This is a genomic window from Ruminococcus sp. Marseille-P328, assembly GCF_964249465.1.
In the GTDB taxonomy this organism is placed as follows: Bacteria; Bacillota; Clostridia; order Lachnospirales; family Lachnospiraceae; genus Blautia_A; species Blautia_A faecis.
This window is the reverse complement of the sequence record NZ_CAXUBQ010000008.1, coordinates 20945-37588: the sequence shown is the minus strand read 5'-3', so window position 1 is coordinate 37588 and position 16644 is coordinate 20945. Positions and strand designations below refer to the sequence as shown.

At 43.8% G+C, this 16644-nt stretch carries 14 protein-coding genes and 3 pseudogenes; 7 read left to right on the top strand and 10 right to left on the bottom strand.

All coding sequences use genetic code 11. The features are described from left to right. Positions 1–194: 194 nt before the first annotated feature. From ACESTK_RS07455 to ACESTK_RS07445, 3 genes are all read right to left on the bottom strand, one after another. Entirely contained in the window at positions 195–2174 is a 1980-nt protein-coding gene (locus ACESTK_RS07455) for a hypothetical protein (protein ID WP_373119403.1), read from the bottom strand. Positions 2175–2271: 97 nt separating this feature from the next. Continuing rightward, positions 2272–2679 carry a response regulator gene (locus ACESTK_RS07450; protein WP_373119345.1) on the bottom strand — a complete coding sequence of 136 codons (408 nt, stop codon included), beginning with the start codon at positions 2677–2679 and terminating at the stop codon, positions 2272–2274. A gap of 293 nt (positions 2680–2972) precedes the next feature. Further along, positions 2973–4022 (bottom strand): XdhC/CoxI family protein, encoded by a 1050-nt coding sequence (locus ACESTK_RS07445; protein ID WP_256144182.1) that lies wholly within the window; start codon positions 4020–4022, stop codon positions 2973–2975. Positions 4023–4340: 318 nt separating this feature from the next. Between ACESTK_RS07445 and ACESTK_RS07440 the strand changes: the two genes are divergently transcribed. Beyond that, complete coding sequence (locus tag ACESTK_RS07440; protein ID WP_373119343.1) at positions 4341–5534, top strand: cation:dicarboxylate symporter family transporter; 1194 nt, start codon at positions 4341–4343, stop codon at positions 5532–5534. 264 nt (positions 5535–5798) lie between these two features. Continuing rightward, positions 5799–5873: pseudogene (locus ACESTK_RS07435) on the top strand (hypothetical protein); the annotation flags it as partial. Here the strand turns inward: ACESTK_RS07435 and ACESTK_RS07430 are convergent. Together ACESTK_RS07430 and hydA are read right to left on the bottom strand one after the other, a co-directional pair. Further along, positions 5850–5915: pseudogene (locus ACESTK_RS07430) on the bottom strand (DUF6783 domain-containing protein); the annotation flags it as partial. The pseudogenes ACESTK_RS07435 and ACESTK_RS07430 sit on opposite strands and share 24 nt — an antisense overlap. A gap of 7 nt (positions 5916–5922) precedes the next feature. After that, positions 5923–7302 carry a dihydropyrimidinase gene (hydA, locus tag ACESTK_RS07425; RefSeq protein ID WP_270431573.1) on the bottom strand — a complete coding sequence of 460 codons (1380 nt, stop codon included), beginning with the start codon at positions 7300–7302 and terminating at the stop codon, positions 5923–5925. A 544-nt stretch (positions 7303–7846) separates the two neighbouring features. Between hydA and ACESTK_RS07420 the strand changes: the two genes are divergently transcribed. Continuing rightward, positions 7847–8485, top strand: coding sequence for a transcriptional regulator (locus ACESTK_RS07420; RefSeq protein ID WP_118583386.1), 639 nt, complete (start codon positions 7847–7849; stop codon positions 8483–8485). A gap of 213 nt (positions 8486–8698) precedes the next feature. Here the strand turns inward: ACESTK_RS07420 and ACESTK_RS07415 are convergent, their stop codons facing one another. The 3 genes and pseudogenes from ACESTK_RS07415 to ACESTK_RS07405 all read right to left on the bottom strand — a co-directional run. After that, positions 8699–8890, bottom strand: a complete 192-nt coding sequence (locus ACESTK_RS07415) for a hypothetical protein (protein WP_118583384.1) — start codon at positions 8888–8890, stop codon at positions 8699–8701. Between the two features lie 4 nt (positions 8891–8894). Beyond that, entirely contained in the window at positions 8895–10142 is a 1248-nt protein-coding gene (locus ACESTK_RS07410) for a DUF1015 domain-containing protein (RefSeq protein ID WP_368371179.1), read from the bottom strand. Further along, a pseudogene (locus tag ACESTK_RS07405) lies at positions 10120–10203 on the bottom strand (DUF6783 domain-containing protein); the annotation flags it as partial. The gene ACESTK_RS07410 and the pseudogene ACESTK_RS07405, both read right to left, overlap by 23 nt. 237 nt (positions 10204–10440) lie before the next feature. Here ACESTK_RS07405 and dpaL point away from each other — a divergent pair. The 4 genes from dpaL (at position 10441) to arcC (ending at position 15716) form a co-directional block, all read left to right on the top strand. After that, entirely contained in the window at positions 10441–11670 is a 1230-nt protein-coding gene (gene dpaL / locus ACESTK_RS07400; RefSeq protein WP_373119340.1) for a diaminopropionate ammonia-lyase, read from the top strand. A gap of 50 nt (positions 11671–11720) precedes the next feature. After that, positions 11721–13031, top strand: a complete 1311-nt coding sequence (locus ACESTK_RS07395; protein ID WP_195380237.1) for a YgeY family selenium metabolism-linked hydrolase — start codon at positions 11721–11723, stop codon at positions 13029–13031. A gap of 256 nt (positions 13032–13287) precedes the next feature. Then, on the top strand, positions 13288–14481 hold the full coding sequence (gene ygeW, locus ACESTK_RS07390) for a knotted carbamoyltransferase YgeW (RefSeq protein ID WP_118583376.1): 1194 nt from the start codon (positions 13288–13290) through the stop codon (positions 14479–14481). A 287-nt stretch (positions 14482–14768) separates the two neighbouring features. After that, positions 14769–15716, top strand: a complete 948-nt coding sequence (gene arcC / locus ACESTK_RS07385) for a carbamate kinase (protein WP_179988296.1) — start codon at positions 14769–14771, stop codon at positions 15714–15716. Between the two features lie 122 nt (positions 15717–15838). Here the strand turns inward: arcC and ACESTK_RS07380 are convergent, their stop codons facing one another. Both ACESTK_RS07380 and ACESTK_RS07375 read right to left on the bottom strand, forming a co-directional pair. Next, complete coding sequence (locus ACESTK_RS07380; protein ID WP_148463361.1) at positions 15839–16126, bottom strand: BMC domain-containing protein; 288 nt, start codon at positions 16124–16126, stop codon at positions 15839–15841. A 23-nt stretch (positions 16127–16149) separates the two neighbouring features. Then, positions 16150–16449 (bottom strand): BMC domain-containing protein, encoded by a 300-nt coding sequence (locus ACESTK_RS07375; RefSeq protein ID WP_118583374.1) that lies wholly within the window; start codon positions 16447–16449, stop codon positions 16150–16152. Positions 16450–16644 lie beyond the last annotated feature (195 nt).

Here is a 16644-nt window from a genome sequence, read left to right as displayed (position 1 = left end):
ACAAAAACAGACTCATTTCGCGAATCGTTACAATTAATATACAGTATTATTACAAATTATGCAACCCCTAAGTGTATCTTTGCAATAAAGCATATTTGAAATAGTTACTGGTCACGGAGTGAACAGTAATTTGAAATAAAGCGTTCTTAGTTAACAACCACCGGCTCAACTGGTGGTTGTTTATCAGATCTCCTTCAGATTCCCAGAACAGCAGATATCTTAATCTCCTTTTCTGTTTCACTGAGATCAAAGTCACCGCCATCTTCCACAGTCATGTGTACCTCATACAGTACATCTTCGGATAATGTATCCGGTGTTTCACCATCTTCTGTCTGGATATGCCATTTCTCTGCCGGAACTTCTTTCAAGGTACCATCTGTGCCGTATGCATACAGCTTCAGAGAACCTGTTTCCCCAGAGATTCCTTTCATACGTATTGCAACGGTTGTATTCGGATGTACGTTCTCAATTGTGATCGTATTCAGCCATCCTTCCACATCTCCCAGACCACCATCTGCCGCAAATTTCTCCTGGCTTAACACATTGCGCATCGCCTGATCCAGATCAACCCTACGATAAGGCATTTCCGGCAGATAAACGAATCTGTCCTGAAGTCTCAGAAGTTCCAGATAACCGGTAGGACAGTAAAGTGAATTTCCGCTGTTTCCGGCATACATTCCGATAGCCATGTTGTTGTACATAGGCTTGCTGGCAACATCCATGGAAAAAACAGTTTCACCGGTCTCAAAATCAAGTATAATATACTGCCACATACCGGTTTCCAGATTCTGTACATATCCGTAGATATATCCGGTTGCCGTAGATAATTTCATCATGGAAGTATCTGACAGATCACTTCTGCACCAGATACTCTTCATTTCATATCTATCCTCAGTCTTAATCGTATCTACACGTTCCACACCCGGCGTGATCATTTTATTTCCCTGTTTCAACCAATTTTCATCATAAATATTGGTATAACTCTGAATGGAGGAATCACTGTCCTCTTTTCCCAGGTTGGCACTTCCTGCACCAAACCAGTTACATACGATGGTACTTACGGTTCCTGCACCGTTATCATATACGATCGCAGAATTTTCAACAGATACCTGGCTGCCCTCCGGAAGTTCATCGATCACAGGAAGACTTGCAACAACTTCTCCTGTTTTCATATCCAGAGCAAGGAGATTTACGGTCTCCTGATTATCGGTAAACATCACCAGATCTTTTGTAAGGGATGGAGAGCATCCGCTGCCCCAGGCAAGACCTCCGCCAGTTGTTTCATCCCCTTCTTTGCTTTCTTTCGCACCAGCACTCTCGTAAGGAGTTTCCCAGATTTTCTTCACCCCATTGTCCGCCTGCAGCAGATAACAGTTCTGATTCGTCAGGATCACTGCTCCATCCTTGGATGCTGCAATTCCATTCTCTGCACCCTCTCCCGGAGCCAGCTCATATACGAAGACTGCCTCTGACAGATCCGTTTCCTCTCCATTTAAAATGGCATCAATAGCTGTACGGGAAATATAGCCCATAGCACCCTGCTGTTTCCTGTCAGGGTAAATACGGAATCCTCCGGTTGCAAACCAGAGATTTCCTTCATAGTCAAACACTACAGCAAGAAGATTCTGATCCAGTGTTTTTCCAAGTGCTGCCTCTGCCGCTGCTTTAATATCAATATCCAGCACTTTCTCAAATTCCGGAAGTACGTTTCCGTCTTCATCTGTTGCTTTCAGCATCAGCACATGGTTATTATTGGTCGGACACACCAGACGGTTACTCTCATCTACAAAGGAATAGGAGCTCTGGATCAGATATTCTCCATTGTCATGCTGTTTTGGAGAAAAATATCCCAGTGTCTGTGTTTCCTCTGCATTGATATCACGAATTGCCAGTCCACCAAGCAACGGAACCACTGCATGTCCATAGGAATCGAAAAAGATAGCAGGAGACGCATTTGCATTGGTTTTTTCATAAGAAACATTGATTTCTGAATAAATGCCTACCGGTAATACTTCGTCTGTGGAATCTGTATTGTAGCAGTCATGATGAATATTGGAATCACTTGCTGCCATATAAGGATTCTCGTCAATAACCTTCTGTGTAAGTGTCTTTATGGGCAGTTCTGATGTCTGAGCTGTATTTTCCTCCGTCTGTGTTTCTTCTGCACGTACCATATTTATTGATGATTCAGATGTTGCAGCAGCTATAAAAGTGATCATTGCAAGAATTAAAGCTCTTTTCTTCATATTGTTTTCCTCCTGAGTGTTTTTATCATATTACCTTGCTGCGTTCAAACCAAATGGAAAGTCCTTCTTTTATTTTTTGCTCTTCCATAGGTTTCATAAAAAAATATTCTATCCGCATCCTGAACGCATGAAGCGAAAAATCAAGATCACTGCACCAGATGATCCCACATTTGGGATACAGGGAACGAAGATGTTCTGCCGCATTCAAACCGGACACACCAGGTAATGCAAGAAACACCACTGCCGGTACTGTTTTTCGTGTCCACTCAAAAAATTGTTCCTGGTCCTGATAGATTTCAATCAATGGAAAAACTTTCTTTTCTGTACAGTAATTTCTGATATATTCCGCACAGTTCTGTCCTTCCTGTTTCTGATCAGTCAATATAGCAATACAATACACGACATCCCTCCTTTTCCATCTGATGTCTCCCATTTGTTATTCTCATTATAAAAAAGTCGGAAATTATTTCAATAATTCTGTCACGAAACGCCAGAAAATGACACGAATTGTAAATCTATGATATTTAGATAATTTTAAGTTTGGGGAATTGTCTGTCAGAGCGGACAGGGATTGATTTCTTTTTTAGAAGTGCCATCACATCTATGTTTTATATACACAAAGAAAACAGCCTGGTCCACATATCTTCTGTAGAAGCCAGCCTGAATTCTTATTGGTTTACAATGTGATCTTGTACGTGTTATAGGAACATTTTCCCATTCCATAACTTATACCCGCTCAAATACCACCGTCACCTGTCCGCCGCAGATCATTCCAAGACTGTCCTGGCCGTCTGCTGTTAAGGCATAGTGTTTTACTTCTTTTTCTTTTACTTCTTTACAATGATTGATGGCTTCGTACTCTACTTTGCCGCCGCCAATGCTGCCTGTAATGTGTCCGGATGGTTCTACGAACATTTTGCTTCCTACTCCTCTTGGAGAAGAGCCGGATTTCTCTGCGATAGTGACCATGACACCATGACGACCTTCCAGAACTGCTGTCTCTACTTTTTCATCACAGTATGCGGAATAATGCTGATTTTTTACCTTAATGATCTCTGCCATAATGCTCACTGCAATTTCCTCCGGAAGCTGCCCGCCAAGAGGAATTCCGATTGGTGCATGGACTTCGTCCAATTGCTCCAGAGTGTAACCTTCTTTTAGAAGATTTTCCCTGGTGATCCGCACTTTGTTTTTGCTGCCGATCATGCCAAGATATTCGTAGGGACGATGGAGAAGCCTGCGAAGGCAGTCTGCATCACCAATGTGGCCTCTGGTAAGGATTACATAATAAGTGTTATCGTAAGGCGTAATGTACTTATCCAGTTCTTTAAAATCACCGTAGACCAGCTGGTCTGCTTCTGGAAAACGCTCCTTTGTCACGAAATATTCTCTGTCATCCATGATCGTTACATGGAAACCAAGCATTTTTCCCAGATGAGCAGTAGGCTGGGATACGTGACCGCCGCCAAAGATCACAAGCCTTGGATTCTTGCGGTAATCTTCTACGAAAAGCCGGTGACCGTCTGCTTCTGTCACTTTTGTCTCTTTCGTCTCACTCAGAATATTCAGATAATTATCCCATATGGAAGCATCTTCCGTTTTCTCGGGGATCAGCTGTACACCTGATTTTTTTTCAGCAGCTTCACCACAGTTTTCTTCTCTAATAACCGTTTCTGGTTTCAAAATGCACTTCTTTCCCATATATGGTCCATCCAGAAAAATTCCAGTTTTTGCCCTGCCTTTTTCATCAAGAATCTGATAAATTTTATTATACATGATTTTTCACTCCATCCTGTCATATCAACTACCCATCCCTTCCTGCCATCATTACCAGGCATTCTTTAATCAATCCCTTTTATTGTTACTGTTCACCGGTAACGTTCCGCGAGGTGTTTTTTGTGAACAAAGTTCACGGAAAACCCGAGAATTGCGGCGCGAAATCATGCGAATGCATGATTTCTGTGCATCGCGAAGCGCGTTACTGGTCACGGAGTGAACAGTAACCTTTTATTGGCAAGAGGATGATGCAGCGGTTAAAATTTCATTGCACCTTTCATTCCTATATATTATAATACATCCGGAGGAATTTTCACAATGAAGAAAAAAAGAATTATGGCCAGTTTTCCCATTCGGATTCTGGCAGTCAGTATACCCGGCCTCCTTGCAGGCCTGTTTTTAAATGCCACAAGAACTATGGGACTGACCTCCGGGGCTTTGAATCTGGTGGTTACAGCCCGTTATGTGCTAAGTCAGATAATCACCTTTCTGGCACCGCTGATCATTATCGGTCTTGTGGCATCTTCCATTATTTCCGTAAAAAAAGCTCCCACACCAGTCACCGCGCCAATTGTCCGGATCACTTATTTTTCCATGCTTGGAGCCGCAGCTTTCGCATCCGTTCTTGGATATCTGATCATTCCAAAACTTCCGGTATCCACAGACAGTTTATCTTTCCGCTTCCTGCCGGATACCTTGTTTGAGCTTCCCATTCCAGCACCGGTTTCTGCACTGAGCGCGTTAGTACTTGCTATTTTGCTTGCCCTTGGTGCCTGCTGGACCAATGCAGTGCGAACCAAAGAGCTTTTGCAGGAGTTTCGGGGAATCACCCTTTCCCTGATGTCCAGGATTCTTCTTCCACTGCTGCCTGCTTATATCGGGCTTTCTCTATGTACACTGGCTTATCAGGGATATTTCATCAAGTATCTGCCACTGTTGCTTCTGGCACTTATTATTATAATTCCGGCTTATATGGTCTGGGTGTTGGTTCTGTATCATATTGCAGGATCTTATGCCGGAGAAAAGGCATGGGGAATTTTGAAAAATTATATACCGATCTGTAAAATGGCTTTAAGAACCCATTCTTCCACAGCTGTGGAAAAATATTCACAGGAAGCAGCTGACAAATGTGTGCCGCTTGATTCCGAGCTTATCAAAGAGGCAATTCCTCTTTTTACCCAGATTCATCACTGTGGTTCTGTGCTTGCAGAGGTATTCTTCGCTATGATGATCTCCCGTATTCTGTACGGCTCTGTTCCTGCACCGGGAACTATGGTGATCTTCAGTATTTTGCTTGCCACCTGTTCCATTGGCACACCCGGACTTCCATGGGGAACCGTAATGGTATCCCTGGGAACCCTGACAGGAATCCTGAAATTCGGAGATTCCGGTTTGGCGCTGATGTTCGCTGTTTTTGCACTGAATGATGCTTTTGCAGCAGCATGTAATGCCACATGTGACGGAGCCGCTGCACTGTTTCTGACAGGGTATGTGAAAAGACATGATTTATGATTTAGCGCAGAAAGTAAGCTTTAAAAGCTAAAAAGTATTATTTGCTCTCATATCTTTAGTTGCACAATAGCAGTTCATTCACATCTCACAAAACTTAAATGACCAGAAACTCTTATTTCCTTTACTGTAAGAGTTTCTGGTCATTCATTATTTTACGGCTACCTTACATTATCTTTTAACAGTTACAGAAATAGCTGCAATTATGGCTGTTCCTTTTTTCTTCGCTTTCATTATTTCTTTCGCTGCTGCCCAATACTTTCCTTCATGATCTGCTCACTTTTCAGACAATATTCACTTTCAAAAAACGCGGGCTACGGCAACCGAGTTCGGGTAAAATCTCCCACAAATTGTGGCGCACATCTTGCAAAAAGCCTTTTTCAGACACGTTCTAGGCCAGTGGCTGTCTCAATCCTCTCTTAATATAAGTTCCAAGTTTCTCCTGCACCAGTTTTCCATCATCCACAGCAAGTTTTCCCCGGAGGAATACCTTGTCAATATCTCCATGTATTTCAAAGCCTTCATAGGGGTTATTGTCTGTATTATAAGCATGTGTTTCCGCAGAAATTACATTCTCTTTTTCCGGATCAAATACTACAATGTCTGCGTCGCTGCCTTCGGCGATAACTCCTTTGTTTGGATATACACCGTACAACTTAGCTGGATTTTCACACAGAAGCTGGCACATTTTCTCGACTGTAATTTTGCCGGTGCGCACGCCGTAAGTATAAAGAAGAGTTCCCCTTGTCTGAACTCCCGGCAGGCCACCTGGAATCTTGGTAAAATCCGCTTTTCCCATTGCTTTCTGGGCAAGGGTAAAGCTGCACTGGTCTGTAGCTACTGTCTGGATATCTCCATCTGCCAGGGCTTTCCACAGGCAATCCTGATCCGCTTTCTTGCGGATTGGCGGAGCGCACACATATTTGGCACCTTCGAAATCAGGTTTGGAATAAACGCTGTCGTCCAGAAGAAGATACTGAGGACAGGTCTCTGCAAATACGGTCTGACCATTTTCCCGGGCACGGATGATTTCTTCGTATGCCTTGCGGTTGGTCAAATGCACCACCATGACCGGAGCTCCTGCTTCCTTCGCAATTACAAGAAGACGGTGTACTGCCTCGGCTTCCATGGTATCCGGACGTACAAGAGGATGATTCTCCGGACCCAGTTTTCCCTGTGCTTTCGCTTCCTGGGTCAATGCGTCGATCACGCCTGCATTTTCACAATGTACGCCTGCGAAACAGCCTTTTTCATTTAAGGCCTTTATGATCTTATAAAGATCCTCGTCGTCTACGATCATTGCCGGGTAAGTCATATATAGCTTGAAGCTGGTAATGCCCTCATTAATCATATCCTGAATTTCTTTCTTTGTCTCCTCATTCCATTCCACAATGGACATGTGAAAAGAATAGTCACAGGAGCATTTGCCGTCAGCCTTTTTGTGCCACTTCTCAAGGCCCTCTTTCAGGGTATGTCCACCTTTATCCTGTGAAGCAAAATCAATAACCAGAGTGGTTCCGCCAAGGATTGCCGCTCTTGTTCCTGTCTCGAAATCATCTGCTGTTACAGTACCTGCGACCTCCAGGTCAAAATGGGTATGTCCGTCAATAAATCCCGGGAAAAGGAGCTTACCAGATACATCCACCACCTTGGCATCTGGCTGTGAAAGCTCCTCTCCTACTTTTATGATTTTTTCGCCTTCCACCAACACATCCTGTTTCCTTGTGCCTGCACCTGATATTACGGTTCCGTTTTTCAAAAGATATTTCATACAACAGATCCTCCCTTCACATTTCTGTAGTTATCTGCCATTCCCAAGCCAGTCCTGTATTTATTTTTCTTCCACATTGACTTGCATTTATACAAAATAACCAATTTTATTTACCTCATATCTTATTTTAATGTAAATATACCACATGTATTTTCCATCTTCAACAAAATAAATACGAAATTTTTTAAGCCTTCAATAATTTTTTTGTAAAATTGTCTTTTTATTTTTTTTCTGACATGCTATTATAAATATAGTAAGTCATTCGTTACTATCTGCAACATACGAATACAGGTTACTGTTCACTACGTTCACAGCAACCCGCTTCGCGATGCACAGAAATCATGCCTTGCATGATTTCGCGCCGACATTCTCGGGTTTTCTGTGAACTCTGTTCACAAAAAACACCTCGCGGAACGCTCCCAGTGAACAGTAATAAATACAGACAGGATGCCCGGATTCTATGCGGAGATTCCAGGCATCGACCCATGGCAGGATTTTCCTGCTCTTAATAAAAAAATCAAATCCAAAACAGGAGGGAACAAATATGGGAAGATTAACTGTCTTAGAGCAGATTGCGCAGGATATCGCAGCAGAATTCGGGAACGACTGCGAGGTCGTCATCCATGATCTGAAGACAAAAGAACCGGAGCATTCCATTATCTATATTGTAAACGGACACGTAACCGGACGAAATGTAGGTGACGGTCCATCGGACGCAGTTTTCGACGGCATCCGCCAGAAAGGACGGGGAAGTGACTGTGCTCCAGCCGACCACAATGGTTACCTGATGAAAACAGCAGACGGCAAGATTTTGAAGTGCAGTACTTCATATATAAAGGACGATGACGGCAGCCTTCACTATGTATTCGGCATCAACTACGACATCACCAAGCTGACCCTGATCAACAGTGCCCTTGATGATCTGATCACCCCGAAGAACAAAGAAGAGAAGCCGAAGCAGATCACTCACAGTGTCAACGATCTTCTGGATCGTCTCATCGAAGAATCCGTGAAGCTTGTAGGCAAGCCGGTAGCTCTCATGAATAAAGAGGATAAGGTAACTGCGATCCAGTTTCTTAATGATTCCGGAGCTTTCCTTATTACAAAGTCCGGAGATAAAGTAGCGAATTATTTTGGAATCTCTAAATATACGCTTTATAGTTATATTGATGTAAACAAGTAATATTATAGTTATTTCTTTATATTTTATAACAAAAATAACATATTGGAAACATGTTATAAAAAAGCCATATAATACCGTCTCCTCATTACAGGATTTGGTTATTATATGGCTTATTTTATAAAACCAGTCAGAACACCCTCTGCCAGTTTTACCTGCTGTTCGTTAGAGCGTGTTTAAAAAGGCTTTCTGCAGTCTGCTGCCTGCAGGTTGCGGCTACTCTTCCTCGCTTCCCAACTGGTGCGCTTCTTTATAAATTTCACAGGCGCCCTGATTTACACATCTTTTATAGGCACAGTCCATAAAGGTAAGTATCCTTTTCCCATCTTTTTCTTCATATTCACAGCACACTGTCTGACTGCCGTTACAGGTTCTGCAAAAACCTGAGATAAATTCTTCTGTTTCCATTTTATCATCCTCTCAGCTTATGCACAAAGATCCCGCTTCGCAGCTTCGGCTCAAACCAGGTGGATTTCGGCGGCATCAGCTTACTCTCATCTGCAATCTGCATCAGATCTTCCATAGAAGTAGGATAAAGCGCAAACGCAACGCCTCTGGTCTCATCTGCCAGAGTCTGAAGTTCTCTTAACTTATGACTTCCGCCTACAAACTTAATACGCTTGTCAGTCCTTGGATCACCAATGCCAAGAACTGGACCTAAAACCACGTCCTGAAGAATCTGGGAATCCAGCTGACCAACCACATCTTTTCCCTCATAAAGCTCCGATTTCGCTTTCAGAAGATACCAGAAACCATCCAGATACATACCAAAGCAATGCTTCTCCACTGGCTTTGCAGGAAAACCTGGAACAATCGTCATGTCGAAGTTCTCTTTAATTTTCTCAAGGACATCTTCCACGCTCTGCCCATTCAAGTCCCTCACCACACGGTTATATGCCAGAATGGTAAGCTGGTCATATGGAAAAACAACGGAAAGAAAATAGTTAAACGCTTCTTCCCCTGTATAATCCGGATTCTCCTGACGTCGCTTCAGCCCCACTTTCACTGCAGAGACAGCTCTGTGATGTCCATCTGCAATATAAAGTGCAGGGATCTTCTCCATCTCATCCTGGATCTGGCTAATCGCCTCGTCCCCATCGATCACCCACACACGGTGTGTGATCTCGTCCTCTTCTGTAAAATCATAGGCTGCTTTGTGCTCTTTTTTCCACTGCTCAAGAAGAGCACTCAACGCATCTGTATAACGGCAGGCAAGATAAATGGGGCCTGTGTTAGCATCACATACATCCACATGATTGATTCGGTCCAGCTCTTTATCTGATCGGGTAAGTTCATGCTTTTTCACCACATTATTCAGATAATCATCAATAGAAGCGCAGCCTGCAATTCCAGTCTGAACCTTCCCCTTGCGTACCAGTTCATATATGTAGTAGCATGGCTTATGGTCCTGAACCAGAACGCCAGTCTCCTCCATCTTATGCAGGTTCTCTTTCGCTTTCTGATAAACCTTCGCATCATAGAGGTCCGTCTCTGCCGGCAGATCCATCTCTGCTCTGTCTACATGGAGAAAAGAATCCGGATTCTCTTTCCCAATGGCTGCTGCCTCTTCTCTATTCACTACATCATATGGAAGGGCAGCTACTGCTGCTGCCTTTCCCTCTGTAGGTCTAAGTGCTTTAAATGCACGAAATACTGCCATAAAATCTTGCTCCTTTCCCGTAGCGTGTTTGAAAAATCATTCCAGCAATCTGTACGCTCCATACATCCGGTTCAAAAGTATTTTCATTATTTTTCTTCGGCTTTTTTCAAATGCCATACCCTATATTTTACCACAATCAGAAGGCTCTTGCAATCAGACTAAATATTTTTTGAGAAAGCTAAATTTTTTTGTATTTTCTATTGCAAATTGATTTATTTATGTTATTATACTTATAAGGAAAACAAAAATGTAGTTAAGATGTACTCTAATAACTAAAACCACGAAGGAGGTTTTCACCATGACAGACGGACTGAAATGGACGGTCAATCATGTTCCGGGATCTGATGATAAATTCCTGGACCTGATGTCCGAAGAGAACGTAACCAAAGCAAATGAATTCCACAAAAGTTTCCCCCAGTACTCCGTAACACCACTGCAGAAGCTTTCCGCTCTTGCTTCCTATCTTGGAGTAAAGGGCATCTACTGCAAAGATGAATCCTATCGTTTCGGATTAAACGCCTTTAAGGTTCTTGGAGGCTCTTATGCAATGGGACGTTACATAGCGAAGGAACTCGGCCGCGATATCAGCCAGCTTCCTTACAATGTTCTCTCTTCTGATAAATTAAGAGAAGAATTCGGACAGGCTACTTTCTTCACTGCTACAGATGGAAACCACGGCCGCGGCGTTGCATGGGCTGCTAAACGCCTTGGACAAAAAGCCGTAGTCAGAATGCCTAAAGGAACCACTAAGACACGTTTTGACAACATCGCCAAGGAAGGCGCCGAAGTAACCATCGAAGAAGTAAATTATGATGACTGCGTAAGAATGGCTGCCGCAGAAGCAGCTAAGACAGAACATGGCATCATCGTTCAGGATACTGCATGGGCCGGCTATGAGGAGATTCCATCCTGGATCATGCAGGGATACGGCACTCTGGTACTGGAAGCAGATAAACAGCTGAAGGAGAACGGCGTTGACCGCCCGACACACGTATTTGTACAGGCAGGTGTTGGTTCTCTGGCAGGTGCAGTTGTAGGATATTTTGCCCACAAATATAAAGAAAATCCTCCGGTAATGGTTGTCTGCGAAGCAAGTGCTGCCGACTGCCTCTATCGCTCTGCTGTTCAGGCCGACGGCAATCTGGTAAATGTAACCGGTGATCTTCAGACCATTATGGCAGGTCTTGCATGCGGCGAGGGAAATACCATCGGATGGGACATCCTGAAGAATCATGTAACCGTCTTTGCGTCCTGCCCAGACTGGATGAGTGCCAAGGCAACACGTATTTATGCCAATCCTCTTGAAAACGATCCACACATCATATCTGGTGAATCTGGTTCTGTTCCGCTGGGGCTTGCATATATAGCGCTTCATGACGAAGATGCCAAAGATCTGAAAGAGGCCCTGAAGCTGGATGAGAATTCCAACATTCTGGTAATCTCCACAGAAGGTGATACAGATCCAGTTCGTTACCGTGAGATCGTATGGGATGGCTTATACGGAACAACCGAATCATTAAGCAAATAATTTTTTATAACAATATGATACTTTTTTACAAAAAACGGAGGTAAAAAGTTATGGATTATAACAAAATCAAAGAAGCTGCACAGAATTATGAAGCAGATATGACCAAATTTCTTCGTGATCTGGTTCACTTTCCAGGCGAGAGCTGCGGTGAGAAGGATCATGTAATGCGTATTAAAGAAGAGATGGAGAAGCTTGGCTTTGATAAAGTTGAGATTGACCCAATGGGAAATATCCTTGGCTATATGGGAACTGGAAGCACTCTCATCGGTTTCGACGGACATATTGATACTGTAGGTATCGGAAACAGAAACAACTGGGAATTCGATCCCTATGAAGGATTTGAGACTGAGACTGAGATCGGCGGACGTGGAACTTCTGATCAGATGGGTGGTATCGTATCTGCTGTTTACGGTGCTAAGATCATGAAAGATCTTGGTCTTCTTAATGACAAATATCAGGTTGTTGTTACAGGAACTGTTCAGGAAGAGGACTGCGATGGTCTTTGCTGGCAGTACATCATCAACGAAGACAAGGTTCGTCCGGAATTTGTTGTTTCCACAGAGCCTACAGACGGCGGTATCTACCGTGGACAGCGCGGACGTATGGAGATCCGTATTGATGTAAAAGGTGTTTCCTGCCATGGTTCTGCTCCTGAGCGTGGCGACAACGCAATCTATAAGATGGCTGACATCCTTCAGGATGTTCGTGCATTAAATGAAAATGATGCTGCAGATGAGACCGAGATCAAAGGTCTTGTAAAAATGCTGGATAAGAAATATAACCCGGAATGGGAAGAAGCAAACTTCCTTGGAAGAGGTACGGTTACTACTTCTGAGATTTTCTTCACATCCCCAAGCCGTTGTGCAGTTGCCGACTCCTGTGCCGTTTCCCTTGACCGTCGTATGACAGCAGGTGAGACCTGGGAGAGCTGCCTGGATGAGATCCGCGCACTTCCATCTGTCAAAAAGTATGGTGACGATGTTAAGGTTTCCATGTATGAGTACTCCCGTCCATCCTGGACAGAGCTGGTATATCCAATCGAGTGCTATTTCCCAACATGGGTAATCCCGAAGGATCACAAGGTTACTTCTGCTCTTGAGGAAGCTTACCACAATCTGTATGGCACAGAGCGTATGGGCAATGCTGAGACAGAAGCTATGAGAAAAGCCCGTCCTCTTACCGACAAGTGGACATTCTCTACCAACGGTGTTTCCATTATGGGACGTAACGGAATCCCATGCATCGGATTTGGACCTGGCGCAGAGGCACAGGCTCACGCTCCAAACGAGAAAACATGGAAAGATGATCTGGTAAGATGTGCAGCTGTTTACGCAGCACTTCCTACTGCTTACTGTAAATAATCCGGAAATATCTGTTTATCAGAACTACAGAAACTGTAAACGTTCCGCAAGCTGCACACCCTTGGATCAGACAGCTGTTACAATGTGTCTGCTCCATACTGCCACTTTACACATAGTACTTTTAACAAATAACCAGCACAGCGAAAATTAAGTATCTGCGATATTGACGCAATATTGAAAAATCATATAAATCAATATGACGGTTTCTTAATATTCTCTGTACCAGATAAATTTTATTTATATAAGGAGAAAATTCATGAAAACATTACAGGATTATATCGACAAGCTTAACAGCCTTAACTTCAAAGAAATGTACAACAACGACTTCTTCTGGACATGGGATAAAACAGACGAGGAGCTGGAGGCTGTTTTCACAGTTGCTGACGCCCTCCGCTTCATGAGAGAGCACAATATTTCCACGAAGGTATTCGAGAGTGGTCTGGGAATCTCCATTTTCCGTGACAACTCCACACGTACCCGTTTCTCCTTCGCTTCTGCCTGCAACCTTCTTGGACTTGAGGTACAGGATCTGGACGAGAAGAAATCCCAGATTGCACACGGTGAAACCGTTCGTGAGACAGCCAACATGGTATCCTTCATGGCTGATGTAATCGGTATCCGTGATGATATGTATATCGGTAAGGGACATACTTATCAGAAAGATTTTATGGATGCTGTAACAGAAGGAAATAAAGATGGTATTCTTGAGCAGAGACCTACTCTTGTAAACCTTCAGTGTGACGTTGACCATCCAACCCAGTGTATGGCAGATATGCTTCACATCATCCACGAATTCGGCGGTGTCGAGAATCTGAAAGGCAAAAAGCTTGCTATGACATGGGCTTACTCTCCTTCCTATGGTAAACCACTCTCCGTTCCACAGGGTGTCATCGGACTTATGACACGTTTCGGTATGGACGTTGTTCTGGCGCATCCGGAAGGATACGATGTAATGCCAGAGGTTGAGGAAATTGCCAAGAAAAATGCTGAGAAGTCCGGCGGTTCTTTCACAAAGACAAACAGCATGGAAGAAGCATTCAAAGATGCCGATATCGTTTATCCAAAGAGCTGGGCTCCATTTGCAGCAATGGAAAAACGTACCAACCTCTATGGTGAAGGCGACTTCGATGGAATCGATAAACTGGAAAAAGAGCTTCTTGCTCAGAATGCAGAGCACAAAGACTGGGCTTGCACAGAAGAACTTATGAAGACTACCAAGGACGGCAAAGCGCTTTACCTGCACTGTCTGCCAGCTGATATTACAGGCGTAAGCTGTGAGACCGGTGAGGTTGATGCAAGCGTATTTGACCGTTACCGTATCCCGCTTTATAAAGAAGCAAGCTTCAAACCATATGTAATTGCAGCAATGATCATGCTCTCCAAATTTGAAAACCCACAGGATATCCTGAAAAAACTGGAAGTAAAGGCTGCTCCGAGAATTATGGAATAATGCTTTTCAGGGGGCTGTAGGAATACAGCCCTTTTTTGTTCTCATTTTTGATGGTATTTCTTATACTTGATATATTTTTAGTATATCAAATGTTACTGTTCACTCCGCGACCAGTAACTATCAAATTGCTATTTTATAGATTGTTTACGATAATATTTATAGAAGTGGTTATATTAGAGTATCGCCCACACAGGCTTTCTGCGGAATATTTATCGCACTTCGCAGGAATGATTTTTTTAACAAACTCTGGTTTACTCCTTCCTAAATATTTATCAGAGGAGGTTTTTATGATATATAAAAGAAAACGTATCGTGGTTGCCCTTGGCGGCAACGCACTTGGAAATACACTTCCAGAACAGATGATAGCAGTAAAATCTACTGCAAAGGCGCTCTGCGACCTTATTGAGGAAGGTCACCAGGTAGTTGTGGTTCACGGAAACGGACCACAGGTAGGTATGATCAACAACGCTATGACTGCTCTTACCCACGAAGATCAGGCACAGCCAAACACTCCGCTCTCTGTCTGTGTAGCTATGAGCCAGGCTTACATTGGCTATGACCTTCAGAACGCGCTCCGTGAAGAGCTTCGCAAACGTGGCTTCATGCGTACACCGGTTGTCACCGTTGTCACACAGGTTCGTGTAGATCCTGAGGATCCTGCATTTGAAAATCCAAGCAAACCAATTGGTAAATTCCTTACCAAGGAAGAAGCTGATTTCCAGGCAAAAGCCTACGGGCATGTTATGAAAGAAGACGCAGGCCGCGGCTACCGCCGTGTGGTTGCTTCTCCCAAGCCAGTGGAAATCGTAGAGCAGGATGCCATCAACAGCCTTGTAGATGCCAACAAGATCGTCATCTGCTGTGGCGGGGGCGGAATCCCGGTCACCTTAGAAGGTCACCATCTAAAAGGCGCTTCTGCTGTCATTGACAAAGATTTCGCAAGCTGTCTGCTTGCAAAGCAGCTGGATGCAGATATGCTGATCATTCTGACGGCTGTGGAAAAAGTTGCCGTTAATTTCGGCAAAGAAAATGAGAAGTGGCTGGACGATCTTACCGTTTCCCAGGCCAGAAAATACATTGAAGAAGGCCAGTTTGCCGCTGGATCTATGCTGCCGAAGGTTCAGGCCTGCGTAGACTTTGCAAGCTCCGGCACCGGCCGCACAGCTATGATCACGCTGTTGGAAAAGGCAAAAGATGGTATTATGGGAAAGACAGGGACACAGATTCATTTGTAAGAAGTGTTTGGGACTGATAGAGTCACCAATAATAGAAATTTGACCTAAAAGCTCACTTAGATTTTTTAGCAGGGTATGGTTTACACCATACCCTTTTTATACGCCAGAGCGTGTTTGAAAAATCATTTATGATGTTTCTCTTCCTCTTCTTCCACCAGTCGCGATGTTTCTTCTGATGGTGCTGAAATCACGGCTGCTGCCACGATTTCACAAGGCGGATTCTCTTTCACCGCATCTACCGCAGCCTTCACTGCAGCTACATCACCGCTTAAAAATACAGTTGCATGACCTCCGCACTTGGTATGCCAGGTACGGAATTCTACATCTGATGTTTTCAGCATCTGGTCAAGGACAACTACCGCATTGCAGCTTCCCAGAACCTCTACCAATCCTAATGCTCCATAAGACATCTTCTATTTCCTCCTGACATGTTCTATTTGTTAATGGTCATCTTAAGTGCTGTTTCCGTGTCTGCTGTGGGGGATGCAATTACCGTATGGGAAACGATTTTACCAAGGGGCTTCGCAGTCTCCAATGCCACTTCCATAGCTGCATTTACATCGGAAACACTGCCGCGCATTTTTACACAGGCTCCACTTTTCAGTCGGTTTCTCTCTACGCTCTGGATCTTTACATTTGCAGCCTTGGATGCTGCATCAAGAGCCACAAAGCAGGCTACCAGGTTATCCAGTTCAAACACCCCAACTGCCATGCCATCATAGTTATCTGCCATTTTATCCTCCTTGTAAGACGGGAAAATGGGGTACTGCTCACTCTGTTCACGTAAAACACCCACGGAACTCTTCTTGCAAGCAGAAATAAAAACACTTCTCCCGACTGCTTTCTTTTCCATTAGTATACCTTGTTTTTATCATAATTACAAGTAATTTCTGGCTGGAATCTCACACAAATTCACAAAATACAACAA

Bases quoted from the DNA above. Each gene is read 5' to 3' on its own strand.
- ACESTK_RS07455 (WP_373119403.1), bottom strand. From the start codon at position 2,174: ATGGTACGTGCAGAAGAAACACAGACGGAGGAAAATACAGCTCAGACA.
- ACESTK_RS07450 (WP_373119345.1), bottom strand. From the start codon at position 2,679: ATGGGAGACATCAGATGGAAAAGGAGGGATGTCGTGTATTGTATTGCT.
- ACESTK_RS07445 (WP_256144182.1), bottom strand. From the start codon at position 4,022: ATGTATAATAAAATTTATCAGATTCTTGATGAAAAAGGCAGGGCAAAA.
- ACESTK_RS07440 (WP_373119343.1), top strand. From the start codon at position 4,341: ATGAAGAAAAAAAGAATTATGGCCAGTTTTCCCATTCGGATTCTGGCA.
- hydA (WP_270431573.1), bottom strand. From the start codon at position 7,302: ATGAAATATCTTTTGAAAAACGGAACCGTAATATCAGGTGCAGGCACA.
- ACESTK_RS07420 (WP_118583386.1), top strand. From the start codon at position 7,847: ATGGGAAGATTAACTGTCTTAGAGCAGATTGCGCAGGATATCGCAGCA.
- ACESTK_RS07415 (WP_118583384.1), bottom strand. From the start codon at position 8,890: ATGGAAACAGAAGAATTTATCTCAGGTTTTTGCAGAACCTGTAACGGC.
- ACESTK_RS07410 (WP_368371179.1), bottom strand. From the start codon at position 10,142: ATGGCAGTATTTCGTGCATTTAAAGCACTTAGACCTACAGAGGGAAAG.
- dpaL (WP_373119340.1), top strand. From the start codon at position 10,441: ATGACAGACGGACTGAAATGGACGGTCAATCATGTTCCGGGATCTGAT.
- ACESTK_RS07395 (WP_195380237.1), top strand. From the start codon at position 11,721: ATGGATTATAACAAAATCAAAGAAGCTGCACAGAATTATGAAGCAGAT.
- ygeW (WP_118583376.1), top strand. From the start codon at position 13,288: ATGAAAACATTACAGGATTATATCGACAAGCTTAACAGCCTTAACTTC.
- arcC (WP_179988296.1), top strand. From the start codon at position 14,769: ATGATATATAAAAGAAAACGTATCGTGGTTGCCCTTGGCGGCAACGCA.
- ACESTK_RS07380 (WP_148463361.1), bottom strand. From the start codon at position 16,126: ATGTCTTATGGAGCATTAGGATTGGTAGAGGTTCTGGGAAGCTGCAAT.
- ACESTK_RS07375 (WP_118583374.1), bottom strand. From the start codon at position 16,449: ATGGCAGATAACTATGATGGCATGGCAGTTGGGGTGTTTGAACTGGAT.